Raw genomic sequence first — 20,341 nt, forward strand, 5'->3', positions numbered from 1 at the left:
GATGTTCCGTCCAGACCGCGCGACCCTGCGCTCGGCAGGCTTCGTGGCACTGCTCACCGGTGTGTTCGTCATGGTGAACACGCAGGTCGTGTACGCGGCCAGCAGTAATAGCGAGACCGGAGATCTCCTTGCCCCGCTGAACATCACCTCCTCCGAAGGGGTGCCGATCGACGGGTATGAGCTGAACGCGTCCGGCGGCTCCATCGTCGCCTTCAAGACCCAGGCCCTGGCCTTCGCCCTGTCCGGGCTGTTCACCCTGATCCGGCTGCTGGTCGGCCTGGCCGGGTGGGCGATCGAGATGGCTTTCCGGTTCCCGCTGCTGAAGATCCTGATTGGCCCGGCGCAGAAGGTCGCCGACGCCTACGACAACGTGGTCGTCGACACGCTCGGGCTGAAGGGTCTGTTGCTGGCCTGGGCGTTTGTTTTCACCGGTTTCATGATCGTGCGCGGTCGGGTCGGCCGTGGTCTGGGCGAAATGTTCCTGACTCTGCTCATTGGGGCGTTGGCCGCGTCCGCGTTCGTCCGGCCCGACTACCTGCTCACCCAGGACGGGCCGTTGGGGCAGTCCCAGCAGGTGGCTGCCGAGGTGGCCCAGCAGAGCGTCAACTCCTACGACTGGGGCGGCAAACTCGCCAGCCGCGGCCCCTGCGACGGCATGGCCGGTATGCAGGAGGTGAAGTGCCTGGAGCGTGAAGGCGAAGGACCGGTCTCGGCGGCGGAGGTGGCCCGCCCCCTCCAGGATTCGATCACCAACGCCTTGATCGTCAAGCCTTACATGCTGCTGCAGTACGGGCGCGTCCTCGACCCCGCCACGACTGCCGACCGCAAGGCCTACGCCGTCCACCTGAAGTGGATCACGGGTGGGTACAGGGCCGGCGAGACCTCGCAGGACAGGAAGGACGCCTGCAGCCTGCTCTACGGTCCGGCCAAGCAGTACTGCGAGCGCGACACACCCGACGGAGGCGGCACCCTGCCGGAGCTCACGCCGGGCGGGGAACTGCTGGACGCCTCGAATGCGGTCGTCACCGACGAGGACCGCGAGTTCTCCGCCTTCCTGCAGGACATGAAGAAGGCCGGCGAGGTGGGCAAGGCCTGCGCCGACTACGCCGAGGAGCCCACCTGGTGGCGGGTCGGCGGCGCCGCCCTGCTGCTGATCGCCGCCCTGTTCATCTGCGGCACGCTGCTGTCCAGCGCGATCGTCCTGCTGGGCACCCAGGGCGTGTGCGCGGCGGCCGCGGCCATCGGCGGCGTCACGTTCATCGCGGGCATGCTGCCCGGGCCCGCCCGCCAGTCGGTGTGGAAGTGGTTGTCCCTGTGGGGCATCTCGGTCCTCGCGGTGGTGGGGATCTGCGCGTTCGTGCCGTTCTTCGGGATCGCCGTCGACGCGATCCTCACCGACGGGCCCGACCTGATGGTGGAACGGATCCTGCTGATCGACGTGCTGGCCATCGCGGGCGCTGCCGGGCACCGCCGCCTGCTGACCGGGATCACGTCCTTCGGGCGTCGCATGGCGATGCGGATGCGCTACGCCAAGGTCGGCGGCACCCACCTGCCCGGCGACACCAGCGAGCTCGGCGCCGCGCTCGCCATGAACTCCCCAGCTGCGATGGGCGGTTACAGCGGCGGGCTGCGGGCCTTCACCGCAGGTGGCGGCGGCCGGTACGGGATGCTCGGCACCCGCCAGCGGCTGACGGGTGCGCTCGCCTCGCTGGCCGACGGGGCGGGCATGCCGGTGGACACCGGCCGGGTCCTCGCCGATGCCACCGCGGAAGCCGGACGTGGTCTGGCCCCGCTCACCGCGGCTGCGGCCGTGGGCGGGTTGGGCGCCCGGCTCGGGGCGAAGGGCGCGCACTGGCTGCTGATCGGCAAACGGCCCGACCAGGAGCAGTTGGCCAAGTGGCGCAAGCCCACGGCGGACGGTGACCCCGCGGGCGGCTCCTTTGGCGGCGGGGACGGTGGTTCGGGCGGCGGGGGGCCGCGCCGTCCTGGCGGTCCGCCTGATCGTTACCGCAACGAGGACGGCCAGGTCGTCGACGGCCGCTCGGGTCAGGTGCTGCATGACCAGAACACTGACCGCACGCTGCTGTCGACGCGTGCCCACAACCGGCTGGTGCGCTTGCGCGGGTACCGCATCCTCCACCGGGGTGGCCGGACCGCATACGGGGCGACGGTCGGTGCCCCGGCGAACGTCCGCTGGGCCCGGTCGGGAGGCTCGCGCTATTCCCAGGACGCCCGTCAGCAGGTGCGGGTGTGGGGCAACACGGTGCGCGAGGACGGCCGGGCCTGGGCCGACACGGGCCGTCACGTGGCCCGTGTCCTGCGGGAGCACACGGACGACAGCGGCGGATCCGGCCCCTTCGTCAGCCGTCGCCTGCCGACCCGCCCGGCTCCGGCCCCGCGGCCGACCGGGTCCTCCAGTTCCCCGGCCGGCACGAGGCCGGCTTCCCCCCGGGCCAGCGCGCCTGCAGCTGCGACCACGCCTGCAGCCAGCACACCGCCGAGCGCCCCGCCAACGTCCCCGACGCGGCTCCCCGGCGGCGCACCCCGGCCTGCGGCCAGCCCGTCACCGGACAGGTCCAGGCCGGTCTTTCCCGGAGGCGAAGGCGCCCGCAGCAGCACCCGTGACGAGGCGCGTGCCCGGTTCCAGGAGCTGATGCGGCGCACTTCGGCCGACGCCGAGCGGCTGCGCCAGGAACGGGAGCAGCGGCAGCGCGACGAGGGCGGTGAGGACGAGTGAGGCCGGCCCGGCGCCGGTTTGGGCGGTGGGGATGTGTGACGGTGCTGATCCTGTTCGCCGCGGTGTGCTGCGCGGCTCCTGTCTCCAACGCGATCAGTGCATACGTCGCATTGCAGACCGGGCTCCAGGACGACGAGGGAATCGCCGACGGCAGCGCCGCGGACATTCCGCCCCGGATGCTGACCGCCTACAAGAAGGCCGTCCAGCAGGTCGGCAAGCATGTGCCGAAGTGTCAGGGGATGCGCTGGCCGATCCTGGCCGGGATCGCCAAGGTCGAGTCCAGCCACGCGGTGGGTCGGAACATCGCCGCAGGCGGCGACATCCGCCCGAAGATCTACGGGGTGCTCCTCAACGGTTCCGGGGCCGGTGGCAACACCACCGTCTTCCCGGACACCGATGGCGGCAAATGGGACGGCACCTCTGGCGGTGAGCGTGCCGTTGGCCCCTTCCAGTTCCTGCCCTCCACCTGGGAGGGCGTCGGCCAGGACGCGGGCGGCGACAAGACCGCCGACCCGCACAACGCCGACGATGCCGCGCTCGGCGCCGCGATCTATCTGTGCGGCAACGGCCGTGATCTGACGAAGCGGGCGCAGCTGAAGGCCGCAATCCTGCAGTACAACCACTCCAATGAGTACCTCGCCAACGTGCTGGGCTGGATCGACCAGTACACGGCGGCCGCCAAGGACCCGGACCTGAAGAACGTGTCCGGGAAGGTCCGGACCGTCATCGCGGCAGCCCTGTCCCAGCGCGGTGTCCCGTACTCGTGGGGCGGCGGCAACGCGAGCGGCAAGACGTACGGGTTCTGCTGCTCGCCGAGCGGGAAGAGCGGCGCGAACATCAAGGGCTTCGACTGTTCGGGCCTGACCACGTACGCCTACGCGAAGGTCGATATCACCCTGCCGCGCGTCGCAGCCGCCCAGGCCGGAGTCGGCCAGCGGATCCCCGCCAGTCTCGGCACCGGCGCACTCAAGCCCGGCGACCTCGTCTTCTATGCCGACGCCCCCGGCCGGGACGCGACGATCTATCACGTCGGGATTTACCTGGGCAGCGGACAGATGGTCAACGCCGCCCGTCCGGGCACCGTGGTCCGCCTGGACGCGGTCAACGCGATGTCGGGATACGCGGGAGGGGCCCGGCTGCTATGACCACCTCCCTGGCGCCCTCACCGCGCCTGCTGCTGATCGCCACTGTGGTCCTGGCCGTGGCCGGGGTGGTCCTGCTGACGGTGCCGCATGCGCCGAGCGCACCCTCAGCCTCATCGCCATCTCGCACGGCCGCTCCGACGCCGCCTCCCTCCGTGACCGCTCCCGGCCGCCTCGGGGCGCAGGCCAGTGGGTCCGCGCCGGCCACGGCCTCGACCGCGTTGACGCGGTCGGCGAGCGCCTCCGCTCTGCCGCCGCACGGCGAGGGCGTGGCCGGCGATGCCGTCATCCAGAAGTCGGTGGAGGACGCCTGGCCCGCCGACCTTGCCGCCGACGACGAGCACACGCTCCTCGAGGCCGGCCGTGACCTGCTGCGCGCGGACGCCACCGGGACCGGCCGCGCCAAGTGGCCCTCGCTGTTCGGCGACGCGGAGCAGGCGATCGCACCGGCGTTCGCCACCGCTCGCTTCCGTGTCCAGGCCGCCGTCGCCCGCCGCGACGGCAGTCCGGACCGGGCGGTGGTGCACCTGGTGTGGGCGGGTGCCGACCGCGGCGGCACCTACACCGACCGGCGCATCACCGACTGGTACTTCGCCCGCACCTCGACGAAAGGAGCGTCCACGTGGACGCCTCAGCCCCCTACTTGACCGGCCAGGCGGCCCCCTCGGCGTCCGGCTCGGTGTTCGGACTGTTCACCGGGGTCATCCACACGGTCGACTGGGTGATCACCTACTGGTGGGTGCCCGCGGCGGCCGCCGTCATCGCCTGGGCGGTGAGCGAGCTGGTGGTGCGCCGCCTGGCACAGAGGGCGTCGGCCGAGCGGATGGCGCTGGAGCTCGTGCCGTCGCGGCATTTCGACCCTGGCCTGGAGGAGATCTTCCGCCGCGGGGTCCAGCTCGCCCGGGCCTCGACGAGCATGCCGTGGTGGGCGCCGCGCCGGACGAAAGCGGTGCAGATCCGGCTGCGTGCGGACGGCTCCAGTCCGCTGCGCTACCGGATCGAAGGCCCCGCCGGCGGTGAACGCCTGCTGTCGATCACGCCGTTCGGTCCGTCCGTCACAGTGAACCGGGCTCGTCCCCTCGCCGATCAGCCGCGTGATCACATGGTGCGGGCGGAGTTCGTCCTGCGCGGCAAGCCCACGGCCCCGCTGCGGGACGTTCCGCTGGACCCGGACCCGTTGCAGCCGCTCATCGATGCCGTCTCCGACCTGCGGGCGGAACTGGGTGACCTGGCCGAGATACGGCTCGACATCCAGCGGGCCCCCAAGTGGGCGCTGCGGGCGCGCCGTTTGCAGCTGATGTCGGACGCCCGCCGCAGGGAGCGGCGCGAGGCCCAGCGGGCTGCCCGGTGGGTACGGCAGGACGCCACCGGCATCGAGGACTCGCTGTCCTGGCAGTTGCAGCAGCTGGTCAGCGGAAAGCGGGACGCAGGCGGGCGCCGTCTGGTGATGCCACCAGTCCCCCGCCGGGTGGACCCTCAGGATGCCCTGGGCAAGCTCGCCGATGACGACCACCTCGTCCGTGTGCAGTTGCTCGTGATGTGCGCGTCCAACACCGAAGGCCGGGCCGAGGCCCGCCTCGCCCAGCTGCAGGCCGCCCTCGACGTGTTCGGCGGCGGCTCCCGGTGGGCGATGCGCGGGTGGCGCGTGGGCCCGTGGCGGCTGGGGGCGGACCGCTGGCCCAGCCGGCGCGGCTTCGAGCGCCGCTGGCGTCTGGGGCACTGCCAGCCGCCCCGCCCGAACTGGGTCCGGCTGGAGGAACTGACCGGGCTGCTCAAACCGCCCACGGTGCACTGCCGGCTGCCGCTGCTCGCAGGAGACCTGCCGACCTTCGCGTTCAACAACCCCGAGCTGCTGCTGCAGGGCATCTACCGCGCCCCCGACGGCCGCCGGCGCCTGGTCGCCAGCTATGCCAAGGAGACGCTGTTCGAGGTCGGGGTGGGCAAGGCAGGCGGCGGCAAGACCGAACGCGCCCTCGCGCAGGCGATCGGCTGGGCCCATGCCGGGGGCGGGCTGATGTTCGTAGACCCGCACCGCGACTCCTGGCCCCGTGCTCTGCCGTTCCTGGCCCACGACGCGCTGATGCAGCGGATCGCGCTCATCGACCTCACCGCCACTGGGCCTGCTCCGCAGGTGAGTTGCTGGAACCCGCTCGGCATGCACCAGGGCCAGGTGGCGCACGAGGTCGTCGAGGCCACGGCCGACGCTGTCGCGTCCGCGCTCGGCTGGGACGATGCCAGCGCACCCCGCGCGCTGACCATCCTCACCGCCGCCCTGGCGGTGCTGGTGGCCGTCAACGAAACCGCCTGCCAGGCCGGGCGGCCCGAGGACCAGGCCACGCTCTTCCACGTGCGGGCGCTGCTCACCGACCCGGACTTCCGTGCTGCGGCTCTCGCCGGGGTGGAGCGGCGTCTGGACGAGGAGACCCGCTCCTGGTGGCAGACGGTGTTCCCGACGCTGCCCGTCGACTCCTTCGCCGTGGTCCTCAACCCGATCGCCCGCCTGGCCTCCAACCCGGTCACCCGCGCGTTCCTCGGCCAGCCGGCCGGCGTCTACAACATCCGCGCCGCCATGGACACCCGGATGATCGTGTGGGTGTGCCCGGGCGGGAACGGGCCCACCGATCGGCTGATCACCGCGCTGCTCGCCCGGGACCTGCTGCGCGCCGTGCGCTCCCGCCGTGACACCCCCGAAGCCCAGCGGGTGCCGTTCCGCCCGTACTTCGACGAGCTGATCACCCTGACCGGCGCCGCGCCGGAGACGATCGCCGCAATGTTCGAGGACTTCCGCAAGTACAAAGTCCACGTACACGGCATGACACAGCTGCTGGCCCGCCTGCCCATCCCCGTGCGGCTGTCCCTGGTCCAGAACGCCTCCACCCTGGCGTCCACGGCCGGTTCACAGTCCGCCATCGCCCCGATCACCGCGGAATGGGGCGACCGCCCCGGCCCTGACATCGTCGCCGCCCTGGACCGGTTCGAGCACTACATGTCGCTGACGGTCAGGGGCCGCCGCGTCGGACCCTTCCGGATCACCGGCCCGCACCTCGACGACGTCTTCGCCGAGTACTCCCGCCCCCGCCACGCGGCAGCCCTGGAGCGCTCCGCCCGGGCCATGGCCGGCGCTGCCCCTCTGGACCAGCTCACGGCCCTCGCCAGCGACCAACTGGGCCGTGTGCGCGCCTTCCTCACCCAGCAGGCCCCCACCACCCCGCCAGCCGTACGGCTGCAGAAGGGATACCGGTGACCACCACCTTCGAGACCGTGTCGTCCGGTCGCACGCCGAGTCCGGTCGAACCGTTGCCGCATCAGCTGCTGGCCGCGCTCGCCCAGCACCGGATGGCCACCACGAACCAGCTCCACGCCCTGCTTCGGCCCGACGCTGCGCGGCAGACCGTCTCCGGACCACTGAACAAGCTGCGCCAGCAAGACCTGGTGGACTACACGGTGCTGCCGGCGTCCAACCGTTCGCGTGCCTGGTACCTCACCGGCGAGGGCGCCCGCCTCACGCGGGACTTCCCCGCGCTGCGTGGCCGGCCCCCGTACCCGATCACCTCGTCCACGGCCGCCTCTCTGAAAACGCCCCACACGCTGACCGTGGTCCGCACCCATCTGACGTTCGTCGCCGACGCCCGCCGCCGCGGCGACGAGCACGGCCATCTGGACTGGACACCGGAGGTCTCCCATCCCCTCAGCGACGGCGAAAAGATCATCGCTGACGCGGTCATGCACTACACCCTCATCGGCGACGAAGAGCGCACCAAGCTGCGGGCGTTCGTCGAGATCGACCGAACGACGATGAGCAGCGAGCGGCTCGCGTCGAAGCTGATCGAATACGCGCGGCTGTGGTCGTACGAACCGCAGCCTGTCGGACGGCAGCGCTCGCGGCTGTCGGCCGTCCCCGCTGCCGTCTGGCTGCGCTGGTATCCCGTGTTCCCCCGGCTCCTGTTCGTGCTCACCGGAGCCTCCCGGTACGTCTTGGACAACCGGATCGCTGACCTGCAGGCCATGGTGGCGCAGCATCCGCTCGTGAACACGCTGGCCCGGCAGGTGCCGCTGGGCGCGGCAGTCCTCGACGACCTCGAACACCGGGGCCCTACCAGCGGTGTCTGGGTGCCTCTGGCAGGCGGTGAGCGGCGCCCATGGACCGAGCTGTGACTTGGCAGCAGGACGACCTCAAGGGGAATGTCGCAGCCTTGCAACTGCCCGCCAACCAGCTTGCGATTTGCTATCGTGAACGAATAGTTTACTGCTGCACGGCAGCGGGCCGGGTTGAAAGTGCCATGCATGTACCGGACTTGGGAGATGGTTAGATGGCCAGGGTTGTCGGCGAGATTCGCAGCACCGAACTGCACGTGGAACACGAGTGGCCCGCCCAAACGCGAACCGTCTCCCGCATAGGGAGCGCCTGCGTGGTCGAAGGGAGCGGCGACTTCGACTTGGACGACCTGAACCTGGTCCGCGAACAGTTCCCGGGCCGACGCGTCACCCTCGACGGTGACGTGATTACCGTCTGGCCAACCCTGCGGCATGAACCGTGAGGAGCGGCAGCCGCCTAGGCACTCCCAGCGCCTCCGAGCCAACCGCCGGGGCAACGGACAGCGTCGGCCACGTTCAGCGATCCGTCGAGGCGCCCCTGCCCCTGGCGGCGTGCGCGGCCAGCTCGTCAGGCGGAGATGGTCGCTCGAGATCCTGCGCCGGGCCGACGCTCAGGAAAGCGGTCAGACGGTCGCTTTCGCACAGAACGACATATCGACCTTGGCGCACGGTTGTGACGGGATATATCCCGAGTTGTAAACGAGAACTTCCTTTTACTGTTGGGGTGTTGACTGGCATATGCGTAATCTTTCGACTACAAGTAGCGCATCAGTGCAGCTCGTACGGGGCGTGCGGTCGGCTTTCGAGCACGCGGTTCTGGGGTGTCCCGTCCGATCGCTCAGCACTGAATGGGGAGGAATCGTGACACGAGCACCACGCCATCAATCGGAGCTCGCCGCTGTTCGCGACCGACGCACTCCATGGCTCACGTCTCTTCGCTTCCGAAATCGGTCCACGGTATCCACGGCCCTGGTAGCCCTCGCTGCGATCACCGTGACGGCGGGCTGTTCCTCCGGTGGCGGAGACGAAGCGCAGGAGTCACCGAGCCCCAGTACGGCATCGCCCAGCAACACCGTGTCCTCTGCCGAGGCCCAGGCCCGTAAGGACGTCATTGCGGCATACCAGGGCATGACCGAGGAGCAGGCCAAGGCGTACGCGAAGTCCTCCTTTGCGGGAAGCGACATCACCAAATACGCCACCGGCGATGCGCTGCGGGATGCGAAGGACACGGTCTTCGTCAACATGCAGAACGGCATCGTCGTCAAGGGCGAACCCAAGGTGACAGTCGCCAACGACGACGTGACGCTCGATGCCTCAGGCAGGCAGGCGACCCTCACCGTGTGCTTCGACTTGAACACGTGGGAGTCGATCGACAAGAAGACCGGCAAGAGCGTTACTCCGCCCAACCAGGTCAAGCGGTACACCATCACCGCCCACCTCCAGAAGCAGAGCTCGCGGTGGCTGGTCACCAACGAAAAGGCGGACAAGGAGAAGACATGCTGAGCCGCCGCGCGGTGACGGGCACCGTGCTGGCTTCGCTGATCGCATTAGGCGCGGCACAGGTGACTGCATACGCAGACGGCAAGGTCGTCTGCAATGAAAAGGGCCTGTGCCGGATTGTCGCCGACGACACCACCACCACTCCTGGCCAGGATGGCACCGGTGGCCAGGAATCGACTGGGAGCGGCAAGAAGCCCAAGTGCTACGACGACAACGTCGGCTACGAGGAAGTCCCCTGCTATCTGAAGGACTTCGGCTACTGGGCCAACGGCCGCAACTGCTACTTCCAACAGGCCGATCCCCAGCCGCCCGCGGGCGATCCCCGCTGGGAGGGACATGACCCTGCCGACGGCGCCGTGTACGACACGTACTGCCCCGACAACCCGAACATGACCAGCCAGTGGCTCGCGCAGCCGCCGGACGGAGCCGCGGCAGTGGACCCTGTGGTGCTGGCCCAGGAGGCCGTCAAGAAGATGACGCTGCGCGGCCCGGACATCGCCAGCCCGCGTGCGGCCGGCAAGTACACGGTGGGCGTGCCGATGTGGATGTGGGTCAACCAGAGCGCGACCACGTACGGGCCCCAGTCCGCGTCGGCGTCGGCCGGTGGCGTGACCGTCACGGCCACGGCGAAGGTCTCACAGATTGTCTGGCAGCTGGGTGACCGCGCCACGGTGACATGCAACGGCCCGGGCACGGTCTACCAGGCATCCGCCGGCATGTCGGAGTCCCCGACCTGCGGCCACATCTACACCAAGACGTCGGCTGCAGCGTCAGGCGGCAAGTACCAGGTGACGGCAACCTCGACATGGGCGATCGACTGGGAAGTCACCGCAGGTGGAGGCGGGCAGACCGGCCAGCTCACCCAGACCCAGCAGTCCCAGATGCAGGTGGCGATCGGCGAAGTCCAGGTCGTCAGGTAAGGCGCCGGAAGGATGAAGCGTTGAGCAAGACAGAAGAACGCACGGCTCCGCACATGTCCGCGCCAAGGCAAGTGGCCGGCCCGGTGGCACCGCCGCGGGTCTCAGCCCGCCGACGCCGGCCCGGCGTCATCGCCCTGTCGCTGGCTCTGATTGCGGCCGGTGGCGCCGGTGTTGCTGTCCTGCTGCTGCAGGTCGGCAACCGCACCGAGGTAGTCACCGTAATTCGCGACGTCCAGGTCGGCCAGGTCCTCACCGAGCAGGACCTGGGCACGGCCTCCATGGCTCTGGACCCGGCCGTCAAGGCCGTGCACAGCGACGACCTGGACTCAGTGGTGGGCAAGCGGGCCGCCGTGGAACTCAAGCCCGGCTCCCTGCTTGCCCCGTCGCAGGTGACGAAGGACTCCCTGGTGAAGGCCGGTGAGCAGCTGGTGCCGATCGGGCTCAAGCCCGAGCAGGTCCCGGCCACCGCGCTGGTGCCGGGCCAGAAGGTACAGCTGGTCCACGTCCCGGCCCAGGGCTCAACGGACACCGACAAGACGTCCAACACCACACCGCAGACGATCGACGGGCGGGTCGTGAAGGCTTCCGGCGCCGCGCCCGGCACCGGAGTTGTGGTCGTCGATGTCGCCACCACCGCGGAAGACGGCCCCACGGCCGCGGCGTGGGTGTCGGCCGGCGCGCTGCGGCTGGTCCTCGCCGCTCCGGGCGGTAACTGATGTCTGTGATCGCCCTGGCAGGCTGCAGTGGCGCACCCGGCGTGACCACGAGTGCGCTCGCCTTGCTGCTGTCGTGGCCGCTGGATCCGGGGCGGCGGATGATCCTGGCTGAGTGTGACCCGGACGGCGGGGCGGTGCTGCACGGGCTGCTGCAGGGCACGCTAGGAGACCGGTACGGGTTGCGCAACCTGTCCGTCGCGGCCCGCAAGGGCGAGTTCAGCGACGCGTTCTGGCGTCAGCTGATCGACCTGAGCAGCGAGGACGGCAAGAAGGAATCGCCGCGTGACCGGCTGTTGCTGCCGGGCATTACCGATCCCGCGCAGGCGGCGAGCCTGGGCTCTGTATGGAAGGTCTTGGCCCAGATGTTCCGCGGCATCGAAGCCGAGAGCGGGCACGACGTTCTGATCGACCTCGGCCGCCGCGGGGCGTTCGGGCCCTCCGGTGTCCTGGCCGAGCAGGCCGACACGGTCATCGTGGTGGTGCGTAACACCCTGCGCTGCCTGCAGGCAGCGGAGGCCCGGGTGCGCGCGCTGGCGGAACGGGTCGGCGAGGTGGGGCTGATTGTGATCGACGAGGGTCCCTACCCTGCGGGCGAGGTGCAGCGGGTGCTGCAGGTGCCGGTGGTGACGACCCTGCCCTACGCGCCGGACGACGCCCGTGTGCTGTCGGACGGCGCCGAGCAGCCCCGTCGTTTCACCAAGTCGCCGCTGATGAAGGCCGCCCGGACGGGCAGCGCCCTGCTGGTGCAGCGGGCCGCTGTGCGGCGGGCCCGTCTCGATCCGGGCGGCGTGCGTGCCGCGGGCGGGCAGGTGACCCGTGCGCGGTAGGCCTCTGCACACCGATCCCAGTGTGGCTGCGCCGCCTGGCCACCCCCTGCAGGCGTGGACGCACCAGGCGAACGGCGCACCTGCCCGTGCCGGTGCTGCCTCGAGTACGCACGCGCTCGGCGCCACCACGCCTCAGGTCACCGTCGATTACAAGGTCGCCCGGCATATCGCGGCCCAGGTAGCCAAGCAGCGCGAGGAACTGCTGAAGACGACGCCCGATATGGACCGGGCCAGCGAAGAGCAGCGCTGCCTGGACTGGATCAACGAGGCGGTCGCCCTGTGGTCGGATGCCCAGGCCATGGCGCCGCAGGAAGACGAGGGCCTGCGGCGGGCCGTCTATGACCTGCTCTTTCGGGCCGGCAGGTTGCAGCCGTACCTGGACGATGACCGGGTCGAGGACATCATCATCCAGGGCCCGCACGAGGTGTGGCTGGACTACGGCGACGGCGAGCGCCGCATGGTGGGGCCGATCGCGGACTCGGAAGAGGAACTGCTGGAGCTGCTGCGGGAGCTGGCCCGCGGCTCTGGGCACAACGAGCGCACCATCTCCACCGCCAACCCGACCCTGGCTCTGTCGTTGCAGGACGGTTCCCGTCTGCAGGCCATCTCCGGGCTGGGGCCGATGACCTATGCGGTCATCCGCCGGCACCGCGTCTCCCACGCCGCTCTGGATGACCTGGTACGGCTGGGCACGATCGACCCGGTCCTGCGGGAGTTCCTCGGCGCGTGCGTGCGTGCCGAGAAGAACATCATGATCGCGGGAAAGCAGAAGGCGGGGAAAACCACGCTGCTGCGGGCGATGCTCAAGGAGTTCGACCCGGACACACGGTTTGCCACCATCCAGACCGAGGACGAGCTGTTCGCCCACGCCAACGGCTACCACCGCCAAGTCGTCTCCCTGGTGGGCCGCGAGTCCAACGGAGAGAAGGACGTCACCGGCCGCAGCGCCGGCGAGGTCACCCTGTTGGACTTGATGCATCCCGCGTTGCGGATGTCGCTGGAGCGGATCGTGGTCGGCGAGGTCCGCGGCCCGGAAGTCGTCGCCATGATGCAGGCGTTGACGAACGGGTCGGGCGGCAACCTGTGCACCATCCACGCCCGACGGCCGGACATCATCTTCGACCGGATCGCCGAACTGTATGCGCTCGCCCAGGAGAACCTGTCCGAACAGCTCGCCTACCGGCAGACCGCCAACGGCCTGGACTTCATCGTCTACGTCGACATGACGGACGAGACGCAGATCGGCGGCCGGCGCCACCGCTACGTCTCCCACGTCCTGGAGCTCACCGGGATCGGCGAGAACGGCCGTCCCGCCACCAACACGGTCTTCTCCCCCGGCACCGAGTGGGGTGACCTGCGGGCAGTGCCGCGGATGGATCCGAGCTGTATCGACGACCTGCGCCGCGTCGGCTTCGACTCCGCCCTGCTGCAGCAGCCCTACGGGGCCTGGCAGGCGCCACTGCCACTGAAGGTGGGAGTGAGCCGATGACCCTGTTGTGGGGGCTGCTGAGCGGCATGGCCGTCATCGGCGGGCTGATCGGTGTCGTCACAGGTGTGGTGGGCACCACCGCGCCGCGCCAGGCTCCGCTGCGGCAGCGGTGGAAGGTCCTGCGCGCCGGAAAGGACCAGAGCGAGGACGTCCGGATGCGACGCCGGACCCTCGCGGTCTTGGCGGCCGCGGTCTTCGTCGCCGTGTGGCTGGTGTCGGGGAACTTCGTGGGCGGCGCACTGCTCGGCGCGGCCGTCATCGGTGTGCCGTGGCTGATCAGCCCGGCGCAGATAGCTCAGGAGCGCATCGGCCAGCTCGAGGCGCTCAGCGAGTGGACCCAGCGCCTGGCGGGCTTGCTCCGGCTCGGCATGGGCCTCGAACAGGCAATGATCACCAGCCGACAGGGTGCACCGGAGGAGCTCGCCGGGCAGATCGTCAACCTGTCCGACCGGCTGCGGCTGGGCTGGCGGCCGCAGGCAGCGCTGCGTGCGTTCGCCGAGGAACTGAACGACGTCACGGCGGACAAGGTGGTCGCCGCGCTGATCCTGTCGGTCAACGACCGCGGGCCGGGTCTGGCGCAGGCCTTGGAGGACCTGGCAGGCACGGTTCGAGATGAGGTCGCCAAGAAGCGCTCCATCGAGGCGGACCGGGCGAAACCTCGAACGACGGTGCGGTGGATGACCATCCTCACCGTGGGCGTCGTGGTGGCCGGGTTCTTCGTGCCGGCCTACACCAAGCCGTACTCCACGCTGCTGGGCCAGCTGGTGCTCGCCTTCCTGATGGCCGCCTTCATCGGGGTGCTCGCTTTGATGCGGCAGCTGGGTTCGTTCCGCCGCATCCCCCGCTTTTTGATCACCGACCCGTCCAGCACCGTCCGCCTGCCCGCGCCCGCGAAGGACCCGGAGATGCCGGACGTGCCGGTCGCCGGCCGTGAGACGGAAGGAGTCAGCTCGTGAACCTGCTTCCCGTCGTAGTCACCGGGGGTACGGTCGGCGCCGGCCTCGCGTTGCTCGTGCGGGAACTGCTGCGCCCCCAGCCCGCGCTGGCGGCCGCGCTCGCGCGCAGCGCCCCGACGGCCATGACTCTGCCCGAGCCGGAACTGGACCGCGAAGAGCAGTGGGGACGGTGGCTGCTGGCCCGCCTCGAGCGCCTGCCGGGAGTGCGGGTCCCGACCACCAACCTGGCCCTGCTCGGGCAGGGACCGGGCCAGTTCATGCTGAAGAAGACCGCACTCGCCGCGACCGGCCTGCTCTGTCCGGTGCTCGTCACCATCCCGTGGGTCATCGCGGGCGTCTCCCTGCCGTTCTACGTGCCCGCCGTCGTCGGCCTGGTCATCGCGGGGCTGCTGTTCATCACGCCGGATCTCGCGGTCCGGGATCAGGCCAGGCGGGCGCGGGAGGAGTTCGCGCACGCCCTGTCCGCCTACCTGGACCTGGTCGCCCTGAAGCGGGCCGCCGACGCCGGTCCCGCGGAGGCGCTGGAGAAGGCCGCTGAGGTCGGCCGCGGCTGGCCCTTCCTGTATCTGCAGGGAGCGCTGCGCCGGGCCCGGCTGGAGAAGATCCCGCCCTATCAGGCGCTGACGGAACTCGCCGAGCAGTACGACCTGCCGGTCCTGGACGATGTCGCCGACATCATGCGCGGGTCGGCCACCGACGGCGCCGCCGTCTACAAGGCTTTGCGGGCCCGCACCGCCGCCCTCAACAGCGAGCTGCTGGCCGCGCAGGCGGCCGAGGCGAACGCCGCCAGCGAGAAGATGACCGCCCCCGGCGCTTTGCTCGCCGTCCTGGTCATGCTGCTGATGGCGTTTCCCGCGGTGATCCGCATGCTCACCGTTTGATCACCCGTTCTCACATTCCAACTTGGTTGGTGGAGGAGCACACCTGATGAAGTACACCGCAGCCCGTTCCTACCGCGCTGTCCGCTGGCTGACCACGCGCCTGGAAGAGGCCACGGCTGAGGCCGCGCGTCGCCCGGACCGGGGGGACATCAGCATCACCACTGTCATCATCTGGGTCGCCGCCGTCACCGGCGCCCTGGTGATCGCCGGAACCATCGCCGTGGTGATCACCAAGTACAACGGCAACCTGGCCGGCATCTGATGCCAGACGGCGACCGGCTCAAAGCCTGGTGGCGCGGGCGACGATGGCGCGATGACCGGGGAGACACGGCCATCCAGATGGCGATCGTCTACCCGTTCGTGCTGCTGGCCACGATCGCCGTCATCCAGGCCTCCATGTGGTACTACGCCCGCCAGATCGCGCTGACCGCTGCCCGCGAGGGTCTCACTGCGGCCCGCTCCTACCAGGCTTCCCCGGCCGACGGCACGGCCAGGGCCCGCGAGGTGCTGGGGCGCGCCGCGGGTGACAGCCTGCGCGGCTACAGCGTCACGGCCAGCAGCAACGGGCAGCGTGTGCAGGTCCAGGTATCGGGGACGGCGATGTCGATGATCCCGGGCGTGTCCGGCCTTCAGGTCAAGCAGTCGGCGTCCGGCCCCGTGGAACGCTGGGTTCCGGGAGGGTGAACCACGTGCGAAACACGGCCAGATGGGCTCGCAGACTGCGCAGTGATGAGGGCAGTGCCGCGATCGAGGCCGCCATCATCTTCCCGTCGCTGATCATGTTCCTGTGCCTGGCCATCGCCGGGGGACGCCTGGTCACCTCCGGCTCAAAGATTGACGCGGCAGCCGAGGACGCGGCCCGGGAGGCATCCATCCACCGCGCCGCCGCGGCCGCCCAGGGCGCCGCCTACTCGGCCGCCGCCGAGTCCCTGGACGATCAGGGCATCACGTGCGCCTCCACCAGCGTCCACGTCAACACCGGCGGCCTCAACGTGCCGGTGGGCCAGGTCGGAACGGTGACCGTGACCGTGAACTGCACCGTTAACCTCTCCGATCTTCTACTGCCGGCCGTCCCGGGTGCCCGGACACTCACCTCAACGGCAACCTCTGTAGTTGATGCGTATCGAATGAGGGAGGACTGATGATCCTCCGTTACGGGTGGCTGAGCCGGGACAGGTGGGACGACCGCGGGGGCGTCACCGTGTTCGTCGCCGTGTGCGTCATCGCGCTGATCGGCATCATCGGCGTCGCCGTCGACGGCGGCAGCAAGATGCGCGCGATCGAGCGTGCCGACTACATCGCCGGTGAGGCAGCCCGGGCAGGCGGGCAGGCCATCGACCCCGCCCAGGCCATCAGCGGTACCGCGATCGTTGCCGATCCGCAGAACGCGCAGGCCGCAGCCCACGCCTACCTGCGTTCAGCGGGAGCTACCGGCACCGTCAGCGTGTCCGGCGACGGCAGAACCCTCACCGTGACTGTCACCGGTTCGTACGACACGAAGTTCCTGGCGGCGGTCGGGATCGGCTCGCTCACGGTGACCGGTCAGGGCACGGCCACCCTCCTGCACGGCGTCACCGCACCCGATGAAGGAACATGATGCGTACCACCCACTCCCCCGCTGCAGCGGCCGTCCGCGCCCTGGGCCGGGTCCTCAAGGCCGTGCTGAGCCTGCTGGTCCTGGCCGCGGCGGTCGCCGGGCTGCCGCTGCTGCTGGCCTGGGCCACCCCGGTCATCTGGGCTGCCACCCGCGACGACCTCGCCCACCTTCTGGACCGGCAGGACACAGGCAGCGTGTTTCTGCTGCTGCTTGTCGCAGTGGCCTGGATTGGGTGGGCGCAGTTCAGCTTCTGCGCGGTACGCGAGCTGGTCGCACAACTGCGGGGCCGGACCTGGCACGCCCCACGGGGAATGGGTGCTTCGCAGCGCGCCGCGGCCCTGCTGATCGGCAGCATCCTGGTGTTGCTGCCCACGAGTTCGGCGCTGGCCTCCGACGCCCAGGCCGCGCCGGCTACCGCGGCGGGACTTGTACCGGGCCAGGCGTTCCAGACCCCGCAGGCAGCCGACCATGCCTCACCATCCTCCGCGAGCACGCCGGGGACGCGTACGTACACGGTGCGCGAGACGCGGCCAGCAGAGAGCTTGTGGGCCATCGCCGAACGCGAGTTGGGAGACGGCGAGCGGTGGCGGGAGATCGCTGACCTGAACGAGGGGCGGACCATGGCCGACGGCACAGTCTTCCGCGTGAACAGCTTTCTGCAGCCCGGCTGGCAGCTTCAGATGCCCCAGACCCCAGCTGCGGGAGGTGTCCGTACCCAGCTGGGTGACAGCGTCCCGGCTGCCGACGAGCAGGGCGGGCACGTCGTCACGGTCCGCTCCGGTGACTACCTGTCGAAGGTCGCGGAGAAGGAGCTCGGTGACGGTGACGCGTGGCCGCAGCTGTTCGAGGCCAGCCGGGGCAAGCCGCAGCCGCACGGCCTGCCCGAGATCACCGACCCCGACGTCATTTACGCCGGGCAGCAGGTAACGGTCCCCGATACCCAGTCCGATCAGCCGCCCCAAGATCAGAGGCAGACCACTCCCCCGGCCGCCCAGAACCCCGACAACGCGCAGACGCCGGGCGACAGCGCCGCGGATGGACCAGCGCCCGCACCCAGCCAGACCCAGACGCCTGCACCGCAGTCGTCGGAACCCACCACGCCGTCCAGTCGTCCCGCCGAGCAGCCCGGGCAGGATCAGTCCTCACCGTCCGAGGCGGCGTCCGAGCCCAGCGCCAGCGCCCCGGCTTCCCCTGCCGCGCCATCGGCGGCGTCCGAGCCGTCCGGCTCGGCTGCCTCCTCCTCCGCGCCCGAAGCCACGCCGACCGCTCCGGCCAACAGCCCGTTGAACCTGCGGATCGTGCTCGGAGCCGGCGCGCTGCTCGCCGCTGCCGTCACCGGTGCGCTCGCCCTTCGTCGGACGCTGCAGCGCCGCCGCCGCAAGCCGGGCGAGAAGATCGCCATCGCAGCGGAGACCTCCCCGGCGGAGGCCCAGTTGGCGGCGGCCGCCGAGCCTGGCGGTGCTGCCCGTCTGGACGGGGCGCTGCGGACCCTGGCTCACCACGTGGCCAGGGAGAAGGGGGACGCGGTCCTGCCGCCGCTGCGGGCCGCCCGGATCGGGAGCCGCGCGGTGGAGGTGTTGCCCGAGGACCTCGCCCTGGAGCCGGTGGCGCCCTTCACCGCCGGGCGGGGCGGCTGGTGGGTCCTGCCCGCTGAGGCCGCCCTCCTGGACGAGGAGGCTGCCCGCGAGGTGCCGGCGCCGTATCCGGGGCTGGTCACGATCGGCAGCACCGAGGCGGGCGATCTGTTGCTGCTCAACGTCGCGCAGCTGCCCGCGCTGCTGCTGGACGGCAACCTGGTCCACATCACCGAGGTGTGCACGTCGCTTGCCTTGGAGCTCGGGATGAGTCCGTGGGCTGCCGACGTCGAAGTTGTCACCGTGGGGTTCGGCGAGGACCTGCCGCAGCTGTTGCCCACCGCGCGGATCGCCCACATGCGCCAAGCCGCGCACGCGCTGCGTGATCTGAGTGAGCGCCTGCTGGAAGCACACCAGATGCCTGAAACCCGGCATCAGCCGTATCTGCTGTTGTGCGCGGCCGCATTGGACGAGGACATGGCCTGGCAGTTCGCCGACGTGATCTCTCGTGCGGGGGCGGTGCCCGTCACGCTGATTGCCCCGGCGAGTACGGCGGCCGCCAGTTTCCCCGAGGCGGAGATTCTCAGCGCCTCGCTCAGTGAGCCGCAGACCCTCGACTATGTCGGCACCGACATCACGGTGCAGCGCCTGGAGCACTCCGCCTACCTTCAGATCACCACTGCGTTGAAGGTGTCCGCGCAGCCCGCCCACCCGGCCGAAGGCCCCTGGCAGGACGTCCCGGACGAACTCGACAGCGCGCAGCAGCCCGAGCACACGTCGCGGGAGGAGTCCGCGCCCGCAACCACTGCCGCCTCGGTCCTGTCGCCGGCGGCGGCAACGGATGTGAGCAGCGAGGTCTTCCCGGCCCTGCTTGCCGCCAGCACCGATCCGTCCGGGCTCCGTCTCCTCTCCCCCACCGCATCGTCGACCCAGCTCGACGACGAAACCGGACCGGACACCGAAGCAGCGGTGCCTCCATCCCCGGCGGTCGGTGCGGACTCCACCGACGCGGCAAAAGCGGGGAAGGCTGACGACCCGGGGGCCGCCCTGAAGGAGCCTGCGGTGTCCGAGGGGGAAGAGTGTGAGGCGCAGGACCTGCATGCCCCGGAGATCCGGGTGCTGGGGCCGGTCGAGGTAACGGGCGTGGACAGCACCGGGCACGGCCCGAGGATGTCGCAGCTGGCCGCCTTGTTGTACTTCCGGCCCGGCCGGGGCGCGGATGCGCTGTGTGCCGACATGGATCCCGTCAGCCCGTGGTCGACGAGCACCCTCAACGCGCGGATGCAGGGCCTGCGCAGCTCCCTGGGCAGCGACTCGTCCGGCAACCTCTACGTGCCGCGCCGCAAGGCAAGCGAGGACCCGTACCGGCTTGCTCCAGGCGTGCGCTGCGACTGGAGCCGTTTTCTCCAGCTTGTCGAGCGCGCGCTGCCGCTGGGCCCGTCCGGCCTGACCGATCTGGAGAGGGCACTGACTTTGGTCCGGGGCAAGCCGTTCGGTGGCCGGCCGCTGCCGTGGGCTGAGCCCTACGCTCAGGAAATGATCACGCGGATCATCGACGTCGCGCACACCGTGGCGACCTACCGCATCCCCGCAGGCCCCCACCACGACCTCAACGCCGCCCGCCAGGCCGTCGCGACCGGTCTCGACGTCGACCCCACGGCGGAGCTGCTCTATCGGGATTGGATGCGGCTTGAGGCTGCGCGCGGGAACCGCTCCGGGCTGCACACCGCGATCACCCGCGTGCAACAGGTCAACCGCGATCTGGACTGCTCACTGGAGCTGGAGACTTCTCAGCTCATCAACGAGCTCCTCAACGGCTCGGGCACGGCCGTGCGCAAGGCCCTCTAGCCGGTGGTTCCGCAGATGCGCAGCGCGTCACTGCCCGCTGGAGGCGACGTCGCGGGCTG

18 protein-coding genes are annotated in these 20,341 nt (G+C 70.3%); all 18 read left to right on the forward strand.

What is annotated here, in order from left to right; translation table 11 throughout:
• Position 1: 1 nt before the first annotated feature.
• The 18 genes from QFZ76_RS50570 (at position 2) to QFZ76_RS50655 (ending at position 20,282) form a co-directional block, all read left to right on the forward strand.
• Positions 2-2,737, forward strand: a complete 2,736-nt coding sequence (locus QFZ76_RS50570; RefSeq protein ID WP_307680499.1) for a hypothetical protein — start codon at positions 2-4, stop codon at positions 2,735-2,737.
• 35 nt (positions 2,738-2,772) lie between these two features.
• Positions 2,773-3,882 carry a C40 family peptidase gene (locus QFZ76_RS50575; RefSeq protein ID WP_307680500.1) on the forward strand — a complete coding sequence of 370 codons (1,110 nt, stop codon included), beginning with the start codon at positions 2,773-2,775 and terminating at the stop codon, positions 3,880-3,882.
• Positions 3,879-4,526: a hypothetical protein gene (locus QFZ76_RS50580; protein WP_307680501.1), complete on the forward strand. Its 648-nt coding sequence runs from the start codon at positions 3,879-3,881 to the stop codon at positions 4,524-4,526. Before QFZ76_RS50575 ends, QFZ76_RS50580 begins: the two co-directional genes overlap by 4 nt.
• A complete protein-coding gene (locus tag QFZ76_RS50585) occupies positions 4,502-7,123 on the forward strand; it encodes an ATP/GTP-binding protein (protein WP_307680502.1) in 2,622 nt (873 codons plus the stop codon). The genes QFZ76_RS50580 and QFZ76_RS50585 overlap by 25 nt, the downstream gene beginning before the upstream one ends.
• Positions 7,120-8,034: a replication-relaxation family protein gene (locus QFZ76_RS50590; RefSeq protein ID WP_307680503.1), complete on the forward strand. Its 915-nt coding sequence runs from the start codon at positions 7,120-7,122 to the stop codon at positions 8,032-8,034. The genes QFZ76_RS50585 and QFZ76_RS50590 overlap by 4 nt, the downstream gene beginning before the upstream one ends.
• A 155-nt stretch (positions 8,035-8,189) precedes the next feature.
• Positions 8,190-8,417, forward strand: a complete 228-nt coding sequence (locus QFZ76_RS50595) for a hypothetical protein (protein ID WP_307680504.1) — start codon at positions 8,190-8,192, stop codon at positions 8,415-8,417.
• 631 nt (positions 8,418-9,048) lie between these two features.
• Entirely contained in the window at positions 9,049-9,477 is a 429-nt protein-coding gene (locus QFZ76_RS50600; RefSeq protein WP_307680505.1) for a hypothetical protein, read from the forward strand.
• A complete protein-coding gene (locus tag QFZ76_RS50605; RefSeq protein WP_307680506.1) occupies positions 9,471-10,394 on the forward strand; it encodes an ATP/GTP-binding protein in 924 nt (307 codons plus the stop codon). The genes QFZ76_RS50600 and QFZ76_RS50605 overlap by 7 nt, the downstream gene beginning before the upstream one ends.
• Before the next feature lie 53 nt (positions 10,395-10,447).
• Complete coding sequence (locus QFZ76_RS50610; protein WP_307680674.1) at positions 10,448-11,110, forward strand: SAF domain-containing protein; 663 nt, start codon at positions 10,448-10,450, stop codon at positions 11,108-11,110.
• The gene (locus QFZ76_RS50615) at positions 11,110-11,937 is read left to right on the forward strand and encodes a hypothetical protein (protein WP_307680507.1); all 828 of its coding nucleotides are present in this window, start codon (positions 11,110-11,112) and stop codon (positions 11,935-11,937) included. Before QFZ76_RS50610 ends, QFZ76_RS50615 begins: the two co-directional genes overlap by 1 nt.
• Positions 11,927-13,426: a CpaF family protein gene (locus tag QFZ76_RS50620; RefSeq protein WP_307680508.1), complete on the forward strand. Its 1,500-nt coding sequence runs from the start codon at positions 11,927-11,929 to the stop codon at positions 13,424-13,426. The genes QFZ76_RS50615 and QFZ76_RS50620 overlap by 11 nt, the downstream gene beginning before the upstream one ends.
• Positions 13,423-14,382 carry a type II secretion system F family protein gene (locus QFZ76_RS50625; protein ID WP_307680509.1) on the forward strand — a complete coding sequence of 320 codons (960 nt, stop codon included), beginning with the start codon at positions 13,423-13,425 and terminating at the stop codon, positions 14,380-14,382. The genes QFZ76_RS50620 and QFZ76_RS50625 overlap by 4 nt, the downstream gene beginning before the upstream one ends.
• A complete protein-coding gene (locus QFZ76_RS50630; protein ID WP_307680510.1) occupies positions 14,379-15,263 on the forward strand; it encodes a type II secretion system F family protein in 885 nt (294 codons plus the stop codon). The genes QFZ76_RS50625 and QFZ76_RS50630 overlap by 4 nt, the downstream gene beginning before the upstream one ends.
• Positions 15,264-15,309: 46 nt before the next feature.
• Entirely contained in the window at positions 15,310-15,525 is a 216-nt protein-coding gene (locus QFZ76_RS50635) for a hypothetical protein (protein ID WP_307680511.1), read from the forward strand.
• Positions 15,525-15,947, forward strand: coding sequence for a TadE family protein (locus QFZ76_RS50640; RefSeq protein WP_373464599.1), 423 nt, complete (start codon positions 15,525-15,527; stop codon positions 15,945-15,947). Before QFZ76_RS50635 ends, QFZ76_RS50640 begins: the two co-directional genes overlap by 1 nt.
• Positions 15,944-16,405: a TadE/TadG family type IV pilus assembly protein gene (locus QFZ76_RS50645; protein WP_307680513.1), complete on the forward strand. Its 462-nt coding sequence runs from the start codon at positions 15,944-15,946 to the stop codon at positions 16,403-16,405. Before QFZ76_RS50640 ends, QFZ76_RS50645 begins: the two co-directional genes overlap by 4 nt.
• Entirely contained in the window at positions 16,405-16,860 is a 456-nt protein-coding gene (locus tag QFZ76_RS50650; protein WP_307680514.1) for a TadE/TadG family type IV pilus assembly protein, read from the forward strand. Before QFZ76_RS50645 ends, QFZ76_RS50650 begins: the two co-directional genes overlap by 1 nt.
• A complete protein-coding gene (locus tag QFZ76_RS50655; protein ID WP_307680675.1) occupies positions 16,860-20,282 on the forward strand; it encodes a LysM peptidoglycan-binding domain-containing protein in 3,423 nt (1,140 codons plus the stop codon). The genes QFZ76_RS50650 and QFZ76_RS50655 overlap by 1 nt, the downstream gene beginning before the upstream one ends.
• Positions 20,283-20,341 lie beyond the last annotated feature (59 nt).

Origin of the sequence: Streptomyces sp. V4I2 (genome assembly GCF_030817655.1) — a bacterium.
Lineage (GTDB): Bacteria > Actinomycetota > Actinomycetes > Streptomycetales > Streptomycetaceae > Streptomyces > Streptomyces plumbiresistens.